This is a genomic window from Reichenbachiella sp., assembly GCF_039944555.1.
Taxonomy (GTDB): domain Bacteria; phylum Bacteroidota; class Bacteroidia; order Cytophagales; family Cyclobacteriaceae; genus Reichenbachiella.
The window spans coordinates 88,813-107,304 of the sequence record NZ_JBDUYN010000009.1 but is presented as its reverse complement, the minus strand read 5'-3'; the positions used below and the strand labels follow the sequence as shown (position 1 = coordinate 107,304).

Annotated in this window: 19 protein-coding genes; 13 read left to right on the top strand and 6 right to left on the bottom strand. The window is 40.5% G+C overall.

Annotated elements, in window-relative coordinates; all coding sequences use genetic code 11:
- Window positions 1–574 precede the first annotated feature (574 nt).
- The 10 genes from ABJD64_RS16825 (at window position 575) to argH (ending at window position 10,971) form a co-directional block, all read left to right on the top strand.
- Entirely contained in the window at window positions 575–1,543 is a 969-nt protein-coding gene (locus ABJD64_RS16825) for a GSCFA domain-containing protein (RefSeq protein ID WP_348181748.1), read from the top strand.
- Between the two features lie 295 nt (window positions 1,544–1,838).
- Window positions 1,839–2,462: a GNAT family N-acetyltransferase gene (locus ABJD64_RS16820; RefSeq protein WP_348181747.1), complete on the top strand. Its 624-nt coding sequence runs from the start codon at window positions 1,839–1,841 to the stop codon at window positions 2,460–2,462.
- On the top strand, window positions 2,459–3,643 hold the full coding sequence (argG, locus tag ABJD64_RS16815; RefSeq protein WP_348181746.1) for an argininosuccinate synthase: 1,185 nt from the start codon (window positions 2,459–2,461) through the stop codon (window positions 3,641–3,643). The genes ABJD64_RS16820 and argG overlap by 4 nt, the downstream gene beginning before the upstream one ends.
- Complete coding sequence (gene argC / locus ABJD64_RS16810; protein ID WP_348181745.1) at window positions 3,640–4,605, top strand: N-acetyl-gamma-glutamyl-phosphate reductase; 966 nt, start codon at window positions 3,640–3,642, stop codon at window positions 4,603–4,605. The genes argG and argC overlap by 4 nt, the downstream gene beginning before the upstream one ends.
- Window positions 4,606–4,642: 37 nt before the next feature.
- Window positions 4,643–5,449: a pyrroline-5-carboxylate reductase gene (gene proC / locus ABJD64_RS16805; RefSeq protein WP_348181744.1), complete on the top strand. Its 807-nt coding sequence runs from the start codon at window positions 4,643–4,645 to the stop codon at window positions 5,447–5,449.
- Between the two features lie 2 nt (window positions 5,450–5,451).
- Complete coding sequence (locus tag ABJD64_RS16800; RefSeq protein ID WP_348181743.1) at window positions 5,452–6,579, top strand: aminotransferase class III-fold pyridoxal phosphate-dependent enzyme; 1,128 nt, start codon at window positions 5,452–5,454, stop codon at window positions 6,577–6,579.
- 86 nt (window positions 6,580–6,665) lie between these two features.
- On the top strand, window positions 6,666–7,697 hold the full coding sequence (locus ABJD64_RS16795) for an N-acetylornithine carbamoyltransferase (RefSeq protein ID WP_348181742.1): 1,032 nt from the start codon (window positions 6,666–6,668) through the stop codon (window positions 7,695–7,697).
- Between the two features lie 20 nt (window positions 7,698–7,717).
- Entirely contained in the window at window positions 7,718–8,503 is a 786-nt protein-coding gene (argB, locus tag ABJD64_RS16790; protein ID WP_348181741.1) for an acetylglutamate kinase, read from the top strand.
- Window positions 8,488–9,567: a M20/M25/M40 family metallo-hydrolase gene (locus tag ABJD64_RS16785; RefSeq protein ID WP_348181740.1), complete on the top strand. Its 1,080-nt coding sequence runs from the start codon at window positions 8,488–8,490 to the stop codon at window positions 9,565–9,567. The genes argB and ABJD64_RS16785 overlap by 16 nt, the downstream gene beginning before the upstream one ends.
- A gap of 66 nt (window positions 9,568–9,633) precedes the next feature.
- The gene (argH, locus tag ABJD64_RS16780; protein WP_348181739.1) at window positions 9,634–10,971 is read left to right on the top strand and encodes an argininosuccinate lyase; all 1,338 of its coding nucleotides are present in this window, start codon (window positions 9,634–9,636) and stop codon (window positions 10,969–10,971) included.
- Between the two features lie 99 nt (window positions 10,972–11,070).
- Here argH and ABJD64_RS16775 read toward each other — a convergent pair whose 3' ends face one another.
- From ABJD64_RS16775 to ABJD64_RS16750, 6 genes are all read right to left on the bottom strand, one after another.
- Entirely contained in the window at window positions 11,071–11,517 is a 447-nt protein-coding gene (locus tag ABJD64_RS16775; protein WP_348181738.1) for a KTSC domain-containing protein, read from the bottom strand.
- 63 nt (window positions 11,518–11,580) lie between these two features.
- Complete coding sequence (locus ABJD64_RS16770; RefSeq protein ID WP_348181737.1) at window positions 11,581–12,474, bottom strand: peptidoglycan DD-metalloendopeptidase family protein; 894 nt, start codon at window positions 12,472–12,474, stop codon at window positions 11,581–11,583.
- Window positions 12,475–12,640: 166 nt separating this feature from the next.
- Window positions 12,641–13,117: a VOC family protein gene (locus ABJD64_RS16765; RefSeq protein WP_348181736.1), complete on the bottom strand. Its 477-nt coding sequence runs from the start codon at window positions 13,115–13,117 to the stop codon at window positions 12,641–12,643.
- A gap of 5 nt (window positions 13,118–13,122) precedes the next feature.
- Window positions 13,123–14,004, bottom strand: a complete 882-nt coding sequence (locus tag ABJD64_RS16760; protein WP_348181735.1) for a HAMP domain-containing sensor histidine kinase — start codon at window positions 14,002–14,004, stop codon at window positions 13,123–13,125.
- Window positions 14,001–15,140, bottom strand: coding sequence for an FIST N-terminal domain-containing protein (locus ABJD64_RS16755; protein ID WP_348181734.1), 1,140 nt, complete (start codon window positions 15,138–15,140; stop codon window positions 14,001–14,003). The genes ABJD64_RS16760 and ABJD64_RS16755 overlap by 4 nt, the downstream gene beginning before the upstream one ends.
- A 146-nt stretch (window positions 15,141–15,286) precedes the next feature.
- Entirely contained in the window at window positions 15,287–16,720 is a 1,434-nt protein-coding gene (locus ABJD64_RS16750; RefSeq protein ID WP_348181733.1) for a PLP-dependent aminotransferase family protein, read from the bottom strand.
- Between the two features lie 86 nt (window positions 16,721–16,806).
- Here ABJD64_RS16750 and ABJD64_RS16745 point away from each other — a divergent pair, with 86 nt between their 5' ends.
- The 3 genes from ABJD64_RS16745 to ABJD64_RS16735 are packed head-to-tail and all read left to right on the top strand — an operon-like array spanning window position 16,807 to window position 18,492.
- Window positions 16,807–17,469, top strand: a complete 663-nt coding sequence (locus ABJD64_RS16745; protein WP_348181732.1) for a pyridoxamine 5'-phosphate oxidase family protein — start codon at window positions 16,807–16,809, stop codon at window positions 17,467–17,469.
- A 24-nt stretch (window positions 17,470–17,493) separates the two neighbouring features.
- Window positions 17,494–18,006, top strand: coding sequence for a gamma carbonic anhydrase family protein (locus tag ABJD64_RS16740; protein ID WP_348181731.1), 513 nt, complete (start codon window positions 17,494–17,496; stop codon window positions 18,004–18,006).
- A gap of 3 nt (window positions 18,007–18,009) precedes the next feature.
- Complete coding sequence (locus ABJD64_RS16735) at window positions 18,010–18,492, top strand: hypothetical protein (protein ID WP_348181730.1); 483 nt, start codon at window positions 18,010–18,012, stop codon at window positions 18,490–18,492.

The following is an 18,492-nucleotide window of genomic DNA, read 5'->3' as shown; positions in this document are numbered from 1 at the left end:
TTTGCACATTTAAAAGAAACTCATGGACTCTCATGTTTTTTTCCAGTATGCGCCATTGAAAACCAGGAGGATGTTACTCTCATGGTCTCAGGTCGCGTTATTATTCCTAATTTCTTGGTTGGGATTGGCTTGTTACTTACTTAAATGCAATTGGAGACTGTTATTCCTCCTTGTGCGAGATGATTTATGGAAAAGAAATGAGTTCCAACCTAGTATTTGAGCATTCATGGGAGATTTTATTGGTATTTTATTCTTATTAATACCTTAACTTTTTAGCTATTTTCTCGATTCTTGTTCAAGACTTTACCCTCACATTCTAAAACCATTTTTGTTTTTGAATCAGATGTTCTAAATGCTATTAGGTCTGAACTTTAACAATTTAGTTGTAACTGGCAGAAGACATATTTGGTGTTTATAACTAGAGAAAATCAGTTGGAGTGGTGACTGATCCAATGAGGTGGTTAAGAGAATGTTGGTGCAATTAAATATATGATAAATTGAAATAATTCAAGGCGTAGAAATGAACGGCTAAGTTCTGGTTTTTTTATTGCCTTATCTTTGATCTATGGTTATCATGAATTCAAATAACTTTCGCACAGAATATCATCCCAAGTCCTCTTCAATGCAGATCAGGCATGAGTCTAATCTGCTTACCGTAGGTTCATGTTTTTCTGATAATGTTGGTCAGAAGTTACTTGATAGCAAGTTTTCCGTACAATTGAATCCATTTGGAACGGTCTATAACCCCATTTCAATATTTGATCTTTTATTATCCAGGGAGGTAGATGCCGAAAAGTTTGTCGAAGTAGGGGGTCAGTACTTTCATCTGGATTACCATTCTCAATTTACGTCTCGTGACAAAGGTACCTTGAAAACGGTGCTAGAGCTCAAAAAAAAGGAAATCACAGCGTACCTATCCACCGCAGATTTTGTTTTCATTACCTTAGGTACTGCTTTTGTTTATGAACGCAAAAGTACTGCAGAGGTAGTAGCCAATTGTCACAAGTTACCTCAAAAGAACTTCACTAAACGACTGTTAACAATAGAAGAAATGATCAGTTCATTTCAGCAGCTTAAGTCTTATTTGAATACCGTCAACCCTTCATTACAATTCATTTTTACTGTTAGTCCGGTGCGTCATATTAAGGATGGAATCGTTGAGAATCAGTTAAGCAAATCTTTGCTCCGAGTGCTCTGTCATGAGCTGACACGTGATGAAAAGATAGAATATTTCCCAGCTTACGAGATGATGATGGACGATTTACGTGATTATCGCTTTTATAAGAATGATATGATACATCCAACCGAAATGGCAGAGGACTATATTTGGAATAAATTTCAGCAGACCTACTTTTCTGATCAGACGCAGAAAATAGTCAAAGAGTGGGATAAGGTCAGGGTCGCTTTAGCGCATAGACCCTTCAATCCTGATTCCGAAAGCCATCAGAAATTTATTAGTGATCAACTCAAAAAACTCGATGTATTCTCTGAATATTTTTCAATAACTGAGGAGAAGCGAGTATTTGAGAACCAGTTGCGCTGATTGTTCTGTTGCAATTAATTTAAAATTGATAGTATAATTTTGAATGATCTCTAATAATTCAATGATTCTTTAAAAATCAGAGTAAAAGCTTGCAGGTTAATCAATCCTTTGCTTTTCTTTGCATTGTTCAGATGAAAAACAAGCAACTACATATCGCATTCATCGCTGCTACTCCTGCACCAAGGAGGAACAACAGGCCCGTAGGGGTCTGCTAATGATAGGTTGCCTATGCGGTAACCTCAATTCCAACATTGATTTCAAAATATTTTAGTTAAACCATTAAAGTTCATTGGTTATGAACGTGGATGTGCAATATGCAACCATAGAGCATTTAAAATTTGCTCAGGAAATTTGTGATTTGATAGAGTCAGCAGCCAAAGCGCGTGGAACGGGAATTGCAAAAAGAGAGCCGGAATATATTCGATCAAAGATTGAATCAGAGCAGGCAGTAATAGCTACTTATGCTGGGGAGTTGGCAGGATTTTGTTACATAGAAACGTGGCAGAACAAGGAGTACGTAGCTAATTCGGGGTTGGTCGTAAGTCCAAAATATCGAAATATTGGATTGGCGAAGAAAATCAAAAAGAAAATATTAGAGCTTTCACAGGAGAAATTCCCAAAGACAAGACTATTCGGTATAACTACCAGTCTGGCTGTACTCAAGATCAACTATGAGTTGGGTTATCGCCCAGTCACATTTTCTGAATTGACCACTGATGATGCCTTCTGGAATGGCTGTAAAAGCTGCCCCAATCATGATATACTGGAAAGAAATAATCGAGCTAATTGCCTGTGTACGGGTATGTTGTTCGATGAAAAATCACAAGTGAAACCTGAAAAACCAAAAGGAGCCATTGCCAAGCGGTTTCAGCGTTTGACCAGTTTTAAGAATAAGCGAAAATTGAATAAGAAGAAATGAGTGATAAGAAAGTAGTATTGGCATTTAGCGGTGGATTAGATACCACATACTGTGCGTTTTATTTGAAAGATCAGGGATTGGACGTACATACAGTCATCGTTAATACCGGTGGCTTCTCAAAAGAGGAATTAGAGGAAACCGAGAAAAGAGCCTTTTCTTATGGCGTGTCTTCTCATCATTGTCTCGAAGAAACATCCAATTTCTATGAGAAGTGTTTGAAGTATCTGATTTACGGGAATGTCCTGAAAAACAACACTTATCCATTATCAGTAAGTGCAGAGCGTGTATTCCAGGCCCTGGCGATCGCTAATCATGCAAAATCTATCGGAGCCAAATACATCGCTCATGGAAGCACAGGTGCCGGAAATGATCAAGTGCGATTCGATTTGATCTTTCAAATCATTTGCCCTGAAATTGAAATCATTACACCTATTCGGGACAACAAATTGTCACGCCAGGAAGAGATTGATTATCTGGCAACCAAAGGAGTGAATATCTCCTGGGAAAAAGCCAAGTACTCTATCAACAAAGGCTTGTGGGGGACATCTGTAGGTGGAGATGAAACATTGACATCTCATTTATCACTTCCCGAAAGCGCATTTCCAAGCCAGGTAGAAAAGGACGGAAGTGAAGAAGTGGAGCTTCAGTTTGAAAAGGGCGAGTTGGTTGGGTTAAATAACAATGCGCTTGACTCAGTAGAGGCTATTTTCAAACTAAACGATATAGCCTCTAAATATGGCATTGGCCGTGATGTGCATGTGGGAGATACCATTATCGGAATCAAAGGCCGAGTTGGATTTGAAGCAGCGGCACCAGTAATCATACTCAAAGCACATCACACACTAGAGAAACATGTACTTACTAAGTGGCAACAGCATTGGAAAGAGCAGTTGGCCAACTGGTATGGTATGCTTCTGCATGAAGGACAATTCTTAGACCCAGTAATGCGCGACATAGAGGTGTTTTTGGAGAGCACACAGAAGAATGTGACAGGAGTAGTTAAAGTGAAATTGGCACCCTATCGATTTGAGGTGATTGGTATCACTTCTGACAAAGATTTGATGAGTTCTAAATTTGGTCAATACGGTGAAATGAATAATGGTTGGTCTGGAGAAGATGTGAAAGGCTTCACTAAGATTCTGGCCAATCAATCTAAAATTTTTAATGCTATCAACTCATGATAAAGGTAGGAGTAGTAGGAGGTGCGGGCTATACAGCAGGTGAGTTGTTGAGGATATTGGCCAATCATTCGCAGGTCGAGTTATCATTTGTTCAAAGTTCGAGCAATGCTGGCCGTCCAATTCATGCAGTCCATAAAGATTTAATAGGAGACGTAGAAGGCGATTTTTCGGCCGAGTTGGACTTGGAGGTGGACGTTATTTTTATTTGCTCGGGTCATGGCAAGACGCAGGAGTTTTTATCTTCTAATGACCTACCGTCATCAGTAAAAATTATTGATTTGAGTAATGATTTCAGACTAAAAGCTGAAGGCAACGATTTTGTCTATGGTTTGCCCGAATTGAATTTGGAAGCTATTAAAGCAGCCAAGCATTTAGCGAACCCGGGTTGTTTCGCTACTGCCATACAACTCGGAATATTACCTCTGGCGTCACATGGGGTATTGACCGAAGATGTTCACGTTAATGCAGTAACGGGCTCTACAGGAGCAGGGCAGCAGCCTGGACGAACAACTCATTATAGCTTGCGAAATAACAATGTCTCGATCTATAAGGCCTTCAATCACCAACATTTGGGTGAGATCAACCAGTCTGTTAAGCAGCTGCAGAGCGACTTCGAACATGATATTAAGTTTTTGCCTGTGCGTGGAAATTTCGCTAAAGGGATATTCGCCAGCTTGTATACTACTGTGTCTGCTACCGAAGAAGAAATTGTGAATTGGTACAAGGAATTTTATAAGGATGCCGCATTTGTATATGTATTGGATGAAGCTCCCGACATGAAGCAGGTAATCAATACAAATAAATGCTTAATCCATGTCGAAAAACATGGTGATACGGTCTTGGTAACGTCAGTGATCGACAATTTGATCAAAGGCGCTTCAGGACAAGCGGTTCAGAATATGAATCTGATGTTTGGGCTGGATCAGAAAGAAGGGCTTCGATTAAAAAGTAGCGGCTTCTGATGTCGCACGCTAAAGTTTAGACTTTGAATTAAGAATTATGAAAATAGCATTAATAGGCGTCGGCAATTTAGGGTACTCTATAGCCCAGGGTATAGCTAAGCAAACAGGATTTCATGTAGATCAACTAACGTTGACAAAAAGAAATGTAACCGGTTTGGCTGAGAAATTTGATAGTAACAAGGTCAAGGTGATTTCAAGTAACATTGAAGCAGTTCAGCAATCAGATATTATTATCCTCTGTATCCAACCTGGTCAAATCAATAGCGTGCTTAATGAAATCAAGGGCGTATTACTTGAGGGGCGACATGTATTGATTTCTACCGTAACGGGCAGAGCCATCTCGGACATTGAAAATGTGCTTAAAAAGGATATTGCGGTCATTAGAAGCATGCCCAACACGGCTATTTCAGTGGGTCAGTCAATGACTTGCTTAAGCGCCAACGAACAGGGCAAGGAACAAATGAAGATTGCACAGCAGATTTTTGATGCATTGGGTCAGTCTTTGGTCATAGAAGAAAACATGATGCAAGCGGCTACGGTTATCTGCGCGAGTGGCATTGCATTCTGGATGCGCCTCATTCGCGCGACTACTCAAGGAGCTATTCAGCTGGGCTTTGATGCGCCAGAGGCGAAAAATATGGCTACTCAAGCTTGTATGGGAGCGGCCAGTCTGCTACTCAATTCCAATAGCCATCCTGAAGAAGAAATTGATAAGGTAACCACGCCCAGAGGATGTACAATTTCAGGTTTGAATGAAATGGAGCACGAAGGTATGAGTTCTGCCTTAATCAAGGGTTTAATGAAGTCTTACGATAAGATTTCGGATATCATCTCAGAGAAGTAATCATGCAAAACTATAAGGTATATCCTGTTTTCAACATCAACATAGTAAAGGCTAAAGGAGCTTATGTCTGGGATGACAAAGGCACTAAATATCTTGATATGTATGGAGGGCACGCCGTGATTTCTATAGGTCATTCACACCCAAAGTATGTTTCCAACATATCGAAGCAGGTCAATGAAATAGGGTTTTATTCCAATTCAATAAAAATTCCGATTCAGGAAGAACTGGCACATGAATTAGGTGAACTGTCAGGATTTCCTGACTACAATCTATTTCTATGCAATTCAGGTGCTGAAGCCAACGAGAATGCATTGAAGCTGGCTTCTTTTCAGACCGGAAGAAAAAAGGTACTGGCCTTCAAAAATGGATTTCACGGTCGCACTTCTCTAGCTGTTGCAGTTACTGACAATCCTAAAATTCAGGCACCCGTCAATCCAACAGACCACATTGATTTGCTTGAGCTAAATGATGAGAAGGGCGTGAGAACAGCTTTAGCTTCTAATGAATATGCAGCTGTTTTAATTGAAGGCATTCAAGGTATTGGTGGGATATATGAACCAGATCCAGTGTTCATGGAATCTCTTAAAAAGGCCTGTAAAGATACTGGAACCCTCTTGATACTTGACGAAATTCAATCAGGGTATGGACGTACAGGAAGGTTCTTTGCATTCCAATACACCAACATCAAGCCCGACTTGATAACCGTTGCCAAAGGAATGGGGAACGGGTTTCCGATTGGGGGGGTACTTATCGCACCAAAATTTGAAGCTACGTACGGACAGCTGGGTACTACTTTTGGTGGCAACCATCTGGCTTGCGCTGCCGGTCAAGCCGTGCTGGAAGTGATCAAAGAAGAGGGATTGATTCGAAACTGCGGAGAAATTGGATCCTACATCAAGACGGAACTGGGCGATATAAAGGAGATTAAAGAAATAAGAGGTAAAGGCTTGCTGTTAGGGTTTGAATTTGACGAGCCAGTCAAAGAAATACGCTCCAGGCTAATTACTGAATATAAAATTTTTACGGGAGCGGCTACTAATCCGAATGTGCTTCGATTGTTGCCGCCCATGACTATAGGAAAACAGGAGGCAGACACCTTTGTGAAAGCCTTGAAAGAAATATTGTCATGAAACCGACATGTACCTTGATCATACCCACAAAGGAATGATTAATTCATGGAGGTTCCATCTGACTAATAAAAACAAAATTTAAACAGATGAAACCAATAGATCAAACAGTGGATTTGCAAGGTGGTGAAAGTGAATTGTTGGCTTCACCCAGCCTCAAAAAGATAAACAATAGTCAAATGAATTTTTGCTCGATCAATGATGTAGATGACCCCAAGGTATGGGTGGAAGAGGCATTAGAATTAAAAAAAGAAATTGAGACCTACGGTCCAAAGGTATATACCGGCAAGTCTATTTGCCTACTGTTTTTTAATCCAAGTTTAAGGACGCGATTGAGCATGCAAAAGGCAGCTTTTAACCTGGGTATTCAGTCCTTTATTTTCAATTTGAATCAGGAAGGCTGGCAATTGGAATTTGAGGATGGCACCGTCATGAATGGCTATACCAGCGAGCATATCAAGGAAGCAGCCGGTGTATTGAGTAGTTACTTCGATGCCATAGGGGTACGATCTTTTGCTTCATTGAGCAATAGAGAAGATGATTACAATGAAAAGGTTTTTAATCAATTTGTAAAGCACTGTACCATTCCGGTAATCAACATGGAGTCCGCCACGCTTCATCCATTACAATCGCTGGCAGATATGATTACAATTAAGGAATTTGCCAAAGTAGACAGACCCAAAGTAGTACTGTCCTGGGCGCCGCATCCCAAAGCTTTGCCGCAGGCGGTGGCCAATTCATTTGCGCAATGGACGAGCCAGATGGATTTTGATTTTGTGGTGACGCATCCTGAAGGGTATGAATTGGCACCTGAATTTATGCAGGGAGTTAAGTTAGAATATGATCAACAAAAAGCTTTTGAAAACGCTGATTTCATCTATGCTAAAAACTGGTCTTCTTATATGGATTATGGGCAGATATTGTCGCAAGACAAGAAGTGGATGATTGACCAGCAGAAAATGAAACTGACGAATCAGGCAAAATTCATGCACTGTCTGCCAGTGCGAAGAAATGTGATCGTATCAGACGAAGTCATTGACAGTCAGCATTCGATCGTAATGGAGCAAGCTGCACATCGAGTGACTTCGGCCAATTTGGTATTAAGAAAATTGATTGGTTAATCATATAAACGAACGGGTAAATGGAAAAATTGACTATTGTAAAAATTGGTGGAAAAGTTATCAATGAAGAACAGGCACTTGATGCCTTTCTGAAAAAATTTGCCAATATAGAAGGCAGAAAAATGCTTGTACATGGGGGTGGAAACATTGCTTCAGAATGGCAAAGAAAGTTGGGTATTGAGCCTAAAATGATTGAGGGTCGACGCCTAACAGATAAGGATACAATTGATATTGTTTCCATGATATTTTCTGGGCTGAACAAAAAGATTGTTGCCAAGCTCCAAGGTCTTGATATTCAGGCACTGGGATTGTCTGGGGCCGATTTGAACCTGATCAAATCCTATAAGCGAATGAATCTTGTAATTGATTACGGTTATGTGGGTGATATTGAGAGTGTTAATGATCAGGTATTTAACTCTTTGATGAATTTAGGTATCACTCCAGTGATATGTGCTTTAACTCACGATAACAGTGGTCAACTACTTAATACCAATGCTGATACGATTGCTTCGGCGCTGGCCAAATCTCTTAGTGAAACCCACAAGGTGAACTTGGTCTACTGCTTTGAACAGCCTGGCGTATTAAGTGATTTCGAGAAGAAAACTGTAATTCCTTTGATCTTGAAAAAGGATTATGAAGGCCTGAAGAAAAATGGTACGATTAACGACGGAATGATCCCCAAAATAGATAATGCTTTCAGTGCGATCGATGCAGGGGTGTCACAAGTGAAAATTTGTCATTTTGACTCGATTGATACTATAGAATCTGACGATTATGCAGGAACGGTACTATGTCAAAAACGATAGACACATACCACATTAAAACGCAAGAATCTATAGATCTTTTATCAGGAATGATCGAGATCCAATCTTTCAGTCGAGAGGAAGAATTGGTGTCAGATTACTTGACTTCCTTTTTTAAAAGCAAGGGACTGAATCCCTTACGTTCCGGTAATAACATTTGGCTGAAGTCTTCGCATTGGGATGAAGGCAAACCAACGATTCTACTCAATTCACACATGGACACCGTGAAACCGGCAACCACTTATTCACTTGACCCATTCAAAGCACAGGTGAAGGACGGAAAGTTGTTTGGACTAGGAAGTAATGACGCAGGTGGCCCTTTGGTTTGTTTGATTCAGGCCTTTCTGCACTATCAAGGCCAGGAAGATTTGCCATATAATCTCATAATGGCGGCAACGGCAGAAGAAGAAATATCAGGAGCCAATGGCATTGCCTCCCTTATTCCCCAATTAGGCAAAATCGAATTAGGAATCGTAGGAGAGCCAACCCTAATGCAAATGGCTGTTGCTGAAAAAGGGCTTGCAGTATTGGACTGTGTGGCTAGTGGAGTGAGCGGGCATGCAGCGCGCGAGGAGGGAGAAAATGCGATCTATAAAGCTTTGACTGAAATTGAAAAACTGAAATCTTTTGAGTTTGAAAAAGAGTCAGCTTTCCTCGGGCCAATTAAAAAAACGGTGACACTTATAGAAGCGGGAACACAGCACAATGTAGTACCTGATAGCTGCAAGTTTGTGGTAGATGTTCGGACTACTGACGTTTATTCAAATAAAGAAACCGTAGAAATAATAAATGATTTGCTTGATGTAGAAGTAACTCCACGATCTCTAAGGCTAAACCCATCAGGACTTGCGATGGATCACCCAGTCGTCAAACGTGGGGAATCTCTGGGCATGGAAAAATATGGTTCACCTACTTTGTCGGATCAGGCACTCATGCCATTCAATACCATTAAAATCGGACCGGGAGATTCGGCACGCTCACATACAGCCGATGAGTATATTGGAATTGAAGAGATAGAAGGTGGAATAAGCGGTTATATCAATTTGCTTGATAATCTTAATTTATAAACCAGTTTATGGTCAAAGTCGACAATCTACCGTTGACTATTGACTGTGACTATTGATAGATAAAACATGAAACTCTGGGATAAAGGAACAAACGAAGTATCAAAGGAAATAGAGACCTATACTGTGGGTCGTGATCGTGAGCTGGATTTGCTGCTTGCATCTTTCGATGTTTATGGTTCTATGGCGCATACGGCCATGCTGGAAAGCATTGATCTGCTGACAAAAGAAGAACATGCTCAACTGCAGACCGAACTAAAAAATATTCTCGGAGTCATTGAAGCAGGCCAATTCATAATAGAGGACGATATCGAAGATGTGCATTCACAGGTGGAATTACTTCTTACGCGAAAACTAGGAGATGCGGGCAAGAAGATACATAGCGGACGCTCTCGCAATGATCAGGTTTTGGTGGATTTGCGTCTCTTTATTCGTCATGAAATTCAAACGATGACAGAGTTGGTTGAAGAACTATTCACCACTCTCAATGACCTAAGCAGAAAACACAAGGAAGTATTGATGCCTGGATACACGCACTTGCAAGTCGCCATGCCGTCATCTTTTGGCCTGTGGTTTGGAGCCTATGCTGAGAGTTTGACAGACGATCTGCAATTGCTCTTGGCAGCTTATAGGATTGTCAACCAAAACCCACTAGGCTCAGGAGCGGGTTATGGATCTTCCTTTCCCTTGGACCGAAAGATGACGACCGAATTGCTAGGCTTTGAGGATCTAAGTTATAATGTAGTTTATGCGCAGATGAGTAGGGGTAAGGTGGAAAAATCTGTTTCGTTTGCCATGAGTAGCATTGCTGCCACCTTATCTCGTATGAGTATGGATATATGCTTGTATAATTCTCAGAATTTTGGATTTCTGAAGTTGCCAACAGAAATGACCACGGGTTCCAGTATCATGCCACATAAGAAGAATCCGGATGTTTTTGAGCTCATTCGTGCCAAGATGAACAAGCTGCAGTCCCTGTCGAATGAAGTAACGTTAATCACAACCAACTTGCCTTCAGGTTACCACCGTGATATGCAAACCATAAAAGAGACTTTCTTACCTGCTTTCACAGAACTGAAATCTACGCTGGAAGTGTGCACCTTCGCGATGAAGAACATTGAAGTGAAAACGGATATCATTGATGATCCGAAATACAACGATCTGTTCAGTGTAGAAGAAGTCAACCGCCTGGTTAATCAGGGAGTGCCGTTTCGTGACGCGTACATTCAGGTAGGAAAGGCCATCGAAGCAGGAGGGAGTACACTTAGCAAAGAAGTGAACCATACCCACCTGGGTAGCATTGGCAACCCGGCCAATGATGAGATTGCGGATAAATTAGAAAATGTGTTAAAAGGGTTTGAATTTGTTAAGGCGAACTCGGCAATTGCCAAGTTGATTGGCAGGTAGCTTTGCTCATTTTGCATGTTCGAGCGTTAAACCCTGTCAGCTCTACAATAACCTCTGTCGATTATGCATATGCCTCTGAAGGTCGTGCATGGTACAACTTTAGGCTAATTGCATGTCCTTTTTCGACTTTCTGTAAAGGAAAGAGTTGAAGATGTTTCTCCTGGCAAATCGGAATTGCTTTTCGGCATTCACAAATTTACCATACAGATTTCGGTTCACGCCAAAATATTCGTAAGTAGTGCCGTCTGTGAATGAAACTTCCAATAACAGTCCTTTGTGTTTGAAGTCTGCGATACTTGACTCAGTTGTGGTGACAGTATATTCTTCCAAATTGGCAGCTTTGGTCTCGGGTGCAATGCTGACAAGAAAGTGATAAGCATCAATAATCTGTTGACTTTTGATTTCGGCAGCTGCTTTTTTGTCGTCGTCCTGAAACTTATCGGGATGCCATTCTTTCACAAGGTTTCTGTAAGTAGTCTTCAACTGCTTCAGATCAGTATCTGCTTCTACAGTAAATAGTTTTTTGTATTCGTTGATGCGCTTCATGGACTGTCTTATCTATTTCGAGGCGCAAAGGTAGGTATTAATTATGCCAAAATGATGATATATTTAGTTCTCATAGGGAAGTGCCTCATAGTAAACTTCAATGACCAGACCATTATTTGCGTTCAATTCTCCAGCAGCATTTTTATAGTTCATAGGGATGGAGTATTGTCTGTCAAAATTGCTCCTTCCGATGAATTGTGAAGTGTGTAGATGAGGACCTGCAGATCCACCAGAATTTCCGCTCAGGCCAATTAACTCACCCTGTTCAACCTTTTGACCAACTGATACCAAAGAACCATCTTTCATGAGATGTACGTAATGAACGACCGTTCCGTCAATATGCTGTATAAAGATAAAGTTCTCGTTGCCTGAAACATTGGTGCCATCTTCAAACTCGTCCCTTTCAAAAATAACAGTACCCGCTCTTGAGGCAAGTATTTCCGTACCCATCGGCATATCGAAGTCGTAAGAGAACCAATTTTTATGAGACCACTGAGGGTGACAATAACTTTGCCACATTCTATAGCTTTCTCCTATATTGTATGGAAGTGCATATTCGGACTCTGAGGGGTTACCAAAAGGAGAATCACAGATAATTTCCCCGAGCGCCACAATAAGCGTGTATGAGATATTCAGGGTCTTATCTCCCTGCGTAGCTTGAAGTTCAACCGAAAACGTACGATCAAGATTTGACCATCCTGCTGTACCGGATAAAGTATTGCTGTCTGCATCTAGCGATAGCCAATTAGGAATTTGTATGGTTTGAATACTCAAACCATTGTTGTCAGCATCGGCTTCCGCTTTTATCTCGTAGGTATAAGGCCTGTTATGAACAGCAGTTATCGGCGGATCACCAATCAAGACTATGCTTGGTCCTTCGTCTTGATTGCAGCAAGATAGTCCAAGCAAGAGAGCGAAAAGTATAATTCTGAAAAGATGAAAGGACGAATAGGTCATTGTTTGCTTTTTTTAAGGTATCAACAATGACAGAAAAATAGAATTTAAAACAGATTCTTTAGAGAAAATTACCTGAAGGTTTTCTGAATATTTAGCCATATAGGCCCAGAAAGATTTGTTTTTTTAATTCTGAATAGAGATGAAGTTTCCTTTAAGAAAGCAGTCTTTATTTCTCAAACAGCTGAATTCTGTTGTCATCAGGATCTTTAAATATGACCATGCGTTTGCCAGACAGTTCATCGATTACCACGCGGCCATGAAAGTTGACTTTGGATTGCTCCAGATGTTGGATCCATTTATCAAAATTCTCAACTCTGAACCCAATCTTGAACAGGCCGATTAATTTGGATTTAGAGTTGAAATCAGAAATTGCCTCTGCAGGAGATATGGCGCTCCCCAGTTCGATTAATTCAATGGCGGAATCTCCCCGTTTTAGGTTTGCCTGTTTGAAGTTCATCTCAGGGAAGTTCTTATTATTTAGAATTTCATAACCTAGTACTTCAGAATACCAGTCCAGCGAAGTATTCAAATCCTTCACAATTATTGCTGAGAAATAAGGTTCAGGGTCACTCAGTGAGTTGGATTGGCAAAACCCACTTTGGGTTAAAAACATCAGTGCCGATAGGAAAAACAATCTTTTCATAAGAATTAGGAGCCTAGTGTCATGTTAGGTATTATAACGGTGAATTTTGTTCCTTTACCTAAAGTTGATTCGACTTCGATGCTGCCATTAAGCTTTTCAAGCGTTTCTTGAACAATGTACAAACCCAGGCCGGAACCTTTAGCCTCAGGGGAGGCTCGATAAAACATATCGAAAATGTTTTTCAGATATTGTTCTGCTATTCCAACACCATTGTCTTCGATTTCCACACGAAGCTCAGTATGACTAATTTCAGCTTCTATATTGACAAAACTGTCTTCAATATCAGATTTTTGATATTTTATCGCATTAGAAATCAAGTTATTAAAGATGATGGATAGCCGACGATCATCGCTGTACAGCGTAGCATGATTGTCTATGTTGATCAATTTGAGCAGAGTAGAGCACCCTGGCATATAATTCAGGTGCTTAAAACTATCATCTATCAGAGAAGAAAAGTCCACTTCCACACAATTGATTTCAAGCCTTGTATTTCTTGAATAGTCTATAATATCACTAATGAATCGGTCCAATTTAACAGTACTATCCCTTAGTAGTTTAAGATAGCCTTTGATGTCATACTGGGTATTTTCATTTTCTATAATATTGAGTAGGCCCAAAATGGAAAGTAAGGGTGCTCGTAAATCATGAGAGGTGCTGTACACAAAACGGTCCATCTCCTCGTTGAGTTTTTTGAGTTCCAAATTAGAATCCATTAATTCATCAGAACTCAAATCCATTACCCGCTCTACTAGCTTTTGATCTCTTTCGAAATTGTCGTAGAACAGACTAATACTTTTGAATAAAGGTTCAAGGTTCTCCGGTATTCCATCACCATTGGAGTACTTCCTTATCTGACGAGTTAGAATTTTGTTGTAGTCAGATTTCATAGTTCTTTAAACGTAGTAATTGTCATGGTATGGTTGTGTAGCGCACTTTTTTTATTGGGCCCTTGGGGAGCTATTTCGCCATAGGAATAAAAGCCAGCCAATGGTACTTGGCCTTCAAAGACCTCGTTTACATTTTGAATTTCTTCGCTGACCCAATCTTGTAATACAAACTGACGACCAACACAACTTACGCAAAGTGCCAGGTCAGGTTCTTTGATGTCGAACGGTAATGTGCACGAATGAGCAGCATCTCCTGCAGCATCTATCAACGAACTAATATTTGATTTCATCATTCTTACTCTCGCACCTTCAGGCATATCTCCGGCAAAAAGGGCACCCCCTTTTTCTTTATTGTAACCTAAAAAAGCTCTTAAAAGTCGTTCCTCTCCGTTTTCTGTTTTTATCCCGAGCGGGTAAATTCTAATAGCTTCAACCATGTCATCAAAAAGCCCCTCTAAATATTTCTGATAGAAGTCTAAAACAGGCTCCTCGTTCAATTCAAAAAGAATATTGTTAGTTGACTTAGTGATAAATCTTTCCGGACCAAAGGGTGTCCAGCCAGCTTTAGAAGAATGTCCGATTTTTAGATCATTGCCATAAAAACCAATGCCAATGACGCTGCCCTTCACACCAATTCCATTCAAACCGGTATAAGTCGAGGAAAACGGATCGTAGCTACCCGCCAGTCCACCCGTTATTGGGACAGTTTCGGAAAGATTGAATTGAAGTCCAGTCAGCAAGTGCGAGCCGTTGATTTGATCTCCATTTGAAAATATCATCAGGTTAGATAAATCGTCCTTGTTGATGTGCGCCGAGATATGAGCACCTACATCAAAACTGTCTTTTACGTCATCAAGTTTAATTTCTAAAGTCTCGATTTTCGTTTTCTTAAAATGGATAGCTGTCACACATAGCGTATGTGTACTCGTTTCACCCGCCATGATTTCTCCAGAACCTGAGCTCACAACAATCTCGGCTTTTGGGTATATGCTCCTGACCTCATCGAATTTGGACTGATCCTGAACCAAGTCAGTAGAGCCAAATACGAAAACAAGATTAGCCTTATTGCCTAGTTTAAAGTCCGACAATATTTCCCAACCCTTGTTCTTATTCCATTTTCTTTGCTCTACTTGCATTCAATAACCTTTGCTTCATGAATTAAAGATTTATAGTTATAGCTGATTCGAAAGGCAGTTGCGAGACTAAATATATTGTAAGATATTTAAACAAAGGCAGATTGCTCAGAATAACATTGAATTTCACTGATGAGAATCACTATAATTCAACAATTTCTAACTGCTTGTATTAATATTTGAGTATTAGTTACAATTTCTTCTTCATTCATTGATGCAAACCCAAGCCTGCACGCATTCTCTTTTTTTTCATACACATCTATTTTGAGTGAGAGTTTTATTTTCTCTGCTTCTCTAATGAGGTCTTCAATCTTGATGTTTCTGAAGGTAATCCACACTGCCATGCCCCCATCAGGTATAGCAAAATCAACAGCCGATCCAAGACCGGCCTTCAGTGTTGAGCAAAATAGATCTCTTCTGATTTTGTACCTATTGACAGCTTTTTTCAGAAACCTATCTATTTCATTGGCGCGTAGCATTTCGGCCAGTGCTCTTTCGAGTATGGGGTCACCCAATTTGTCAATAATCATTCGCAATTCTCCGCAGGCGCGAATAATAGGCTCGCTTGCAAACATATATCCAATGCGAACCGATGGTACGATAATCTTACTAAATGATCCGATATAAATAATTCTATTATTCCTATCGATACTCGCTAGTGGTAGTATGGGAGAGCGTTCATAGTGATAGTCGTAATCGTAGTCATCTTCGACGATGTGAAAATCGTATTGTTCTGCCAGGTTCAGAAGTTTCATTCGATTTTCAACTGGCATTGTAACAGTCGTCGGATACTGATGGTGTGGGGTTACATATAACGCCTTTATTTTATTTTGCTGTGCTTCCTTCTCAATGGCTTTGATATCCAGACCCTCATGGTTGACTGGTACCTTAACCAGTTGACCACCAGACGTTCGAATGGCCCGGTCTGCCGAGTGATAATTCAATTCTCCAACGATGACCCTGTCGCCTTTTTTTAGAAGAGTAGCAAATGATAAATATATGGCCATCTGGCTCCCACGTGTTATTAAGATGTTATTGGCTGACCCATTGATCGCCCGGGTGGAGGAGAGGTAATTCGTCAGACCATTTCTAAGAGTTTTCTCACCGAAAAAGTGATTGCCTTGTATCACGGCTTTGCCAATACTTCCTTTTGAAACTGAACGTGCGGTTTTCAGGAGCAGATCAATTGGAGCCAATCGATAGTCGGGCGTACCATCATCTATCACATGTGCGCCTCTTGGAACTTCGTATTTAGAAAAATCTTCATTGGACGCATTTATGATTTCGATACTTGAGGTCTCTACCAAAGGCTGCTGCTTGATCTCCGGCAAAGACTCTTTGATAAAGGTGCCTTTTGTAGGAATAATTTCCATCCAGCCTTGTGCCATGAGCTCATCGTAGGCCTGCAGAATTGTTTTTCGATTGACAATCAACAGCTGAGCTAAAGTTCTGCTTCCTGGCATTTTCATTCCTTTCTTGATTCTGCCTTGCATGATTTCAGAAATTATGCTGTCAGAAATTTGTAAATAGACCGGACGATGGTCAGTTCTATCGACGACTATGATGGATTTCCATGGTAACATATCTGGACCAGTTTATTTGTCAAAAATGGATTACAATGATAATCCAGTTAACTCATATTTTTGAGTGACGATTTAAATTTATTAAGATGGAACAATTCGAAAAAACAGCTAAAAACAAAGTGGTACGGGGAGCCAAAAGAGCAACCTATGATAAACAGCAGGTTTTTGATATTCTTGATGCAGGATGTATTTGTCACATCAGTTTTGTTGTCAATGGCGAACCTTTTATGATTCCTACAGCATACGGCCGTGATGGAGAGACTATATATGTTCACGGTTCGGTGAAAAGTCGAACGATGAAAGCTGTAAAAGAAGGGGTACCGGTATGTATGGCTGTTACTCATCTCGATGGACTGGTACTCGCCAGATCTGCTTTTCATCACTCAGCGAATTATAGGTCAGTTATTTTGTTCGGAAAGGCGGAAGAGTTGGAGACCAATGAAGATAAAAATCACGGGTTGTTCGTGATCACTGAAAATATCCTAAAAGGCCGCTGGGACGAATGTCGTGTGCCAAGTCAAAAAGAATTGGACATTACATCGGTCTTGAAGTTTGAAATTGATGCAGCTTCCGCTAAAATCCGGACTGGAGACCCTGTCGATGAGGCATCGGACTATGATCTGGATGTTTGGGCAGGTGTTTTGCCCATAAGCAATAAATACGAGGAGCCTATTGCCGATCAGAAACTGCGGGATGGATTAGCGGTGAGCGATTCAGCCATACTTGCATGGCAAAATTCAAACGGATAGATTTGTTGTAAACAAATCTTGACAATGAGTTTGATTAGAAAACTGAATGGCATTGAGCCAAAATATGGTATGGAATGTTGGTTTGCAGAGACTGCTGCCATTATTGGAGATGTGACGATGGGGGATCATTGTACAGTATGGTACAATGCGGTTGTAAGAGGTGATGTCAACTCAATTACGATCGGCGATTACACCAATATACAAGATGGCGCCGTTATTCATTGTACCTATCAAAAAGCTGCGACGGTGATTGGCAATAGAGTGTCTATTGGGCACAATGCCATTGTTCATGGCTGTACGCTGGAAGATAATGTGCTTATTGGTATGGGAGCCATCGTGATGGACCATGTGGTGGTTCAAAGCGGATCAATTATAGGAGCCGGTGCAATCGTATTAGAAAACACTATTATAGAGCCTAACTCCATTTATGTTGGTAATCCGGCTCGAAAGGTGAAGGAGATAGGGGAAAAAGGACAGGGAATGATTGAGCGTACAGCGGACAATTATGTAAAATACGCAGGTTGGTTTAAAGAGTAGTGGATGAAACATCGGGTAATTCTTTTTTTATTATTGATGATTGCGGGCTTCTCTCCAGAGGCCCAGAGTTTGGAAGAAGAGGTAACGATTTACCTTGAATCATTCTTAGAGGATAACAAAAGTTTTGTTACTTCAAATGACCTGGTTGAGACTCACTGGATGACCAAAGACCTAATGGGAAGCAAAACCTTAAATTTTGATTCGAAGGGAAGGTTCAAAAGTAAAAGTTATGGCTTTCAGGCTTCTTCGACTAGCTTGAAAGGAAAATGGTATATCAACAACGAGTTCATTGTACTCAAAGTAAAGAAAGAAAAAAAACCGATTTATGTGTTGAAAAATGATGAGCAGCTGATACTTGTGGATGATGATCAAATTGACGTGTTAAAGCAGTTGTTGACAGAGGCTTCATATAAGGATGGAGAACTAAAGCCATATACCTATTCAGAGATTTATACATTTCTAAACGGATTTACAATTCAACGATAA

Excerpts from the sequence above, each read along its gene's own strand:
- ABJD64_RS16825 (WP_348181748.1), top strand. The coding sequence starts at position 575 with ATGAATTCAAATAACTTTCGCACAGAATATCATCCCAAGTCCTCTTCA.
- ABJD64_RS16820 (WP_348181747.1), top strand. The coding sequence starts at position 1,839 with ATGAACGTGGATGTGCAATATGCAACCATAGAGCATTTAAAATTTGCT.
- argG (WP_348181746.1), top strand. The coding sequence starts at position 2,459 with ATGAGTGATAAGAAAGTAGTATTGGCATTTAGCGGTGGATTAGATACC.
- argC (WP_348181745.1), top strand. The coding sequence starts at position 3,640 with ATGATAAAGGTAGGAGTAGTAGGAGGTGCGGGCTATACAGCAGGTGAG.
- proC (WP_348181744.1), top strand. The coding sequence starts at position 4,643 with ATGAAAATAGCATTAATAGGCGTCGGCAATTTAGGGTACTCTATAGCC.
- ABJD64_RS16800 (WP_348181743.1), top strand. The coding sequence starts at position 5,452 with ATGCAAAACTATAAGGTATATCCTGTTTTCAACATCAACATAGTAAAG.
- ABJD64_RS16795 (WP_348181742.1), top strand. The coding sequence starts at position 6,666 with ATGAAACCAATAGATCAAACAGTGGATTTGCAAGGTGGTGAAAGTGAA.
- argB (WP_348181741.1), top strand. The coding sequence starts at position 7,718 with ATGGAAAAATTGACTATTGTAAAAATTGGTGGAAAAGTTATCAATGAA.
- ABJD64_RS16785 (WP_348181740.1), top strand. The coding sequence starts at position 8,488 with ATGTCAAAAACGATAGACACATACCACATTAAAACGCAAGAATCTATA.
- argH (WP_348181739.1), top strand. The coding sequence starts at position 9,634 with ATGAAACTCTGGGATAAAGGAACAAACGAAGTATCAAAGGAAATAGAG.
- ABJD64_RS16775 (WP_348181738.1), bottom strand. The coding sequence starts at position 11,517 with ATGAAGCGCATCAACGAATACAAAAAACTATTTACTGTAGAAGCAGAT.
- ABJD64_RS16770 (WP_348181737.1), bottom strand. The coding sequence starts at position 12,474 with ATGACCTATTCGTCCTTTCATCTTTTCAGAATTATACTTTTCGCTCTC.
- ABJD64_RS16765 (WP_348181736.1), bottom strand. The coding sequence starts at position 13,117 with ATGAAAAGATTGTTTTTCCTATCGGCACTGATGTTTTTAACCCAAAGT.
- ABJD64_RS16760 (WP_348181735.1), bottom strand. The coding sequence starts at position 14,004 with ATGAAATCTGACTACAACAAAATTCTAACTCGTCAGATAAGGAAGTAC.
- ABJD64_RS16755 (WP_348181734.1), bottom strand. The coding sequence starts at position 15,140 with ATGCAAGTAGAGCAAAGAAAATGGAATAAGAACAAGGGTTGGGAAATA.
- ABJD64_RS16750 (WP_348181733.1), bottom strand. The coding sequence starts at position 16,720 with ATGTTACCATGGAAATCCATCATAGTCGTCGATAGAACTGACCATCGT.
- ABJD64_RS16745 (WP_348181732.1), top strand. The coding sequence starts at position 16,807 with ATGGAACAATTCGAAAAAACAGCTAAAAACAAAGTGGTACGGGGAGCC.
- ABJD64_RS16740 (WP_348181731.1), top strand. The coding sequence starts at position 17,494 with ATGAGTTTGATTAGAAAACTGAATGGCATTGAGCCAAAATATGGTATG.
- ABJD64_RS16735 (WP_348181730.1), top strand. The coding sequence starts at position 18,010 with ATGAAACATCGGGTAATTCTTTTTTTATTATTGATGATTGCGGGCTTC.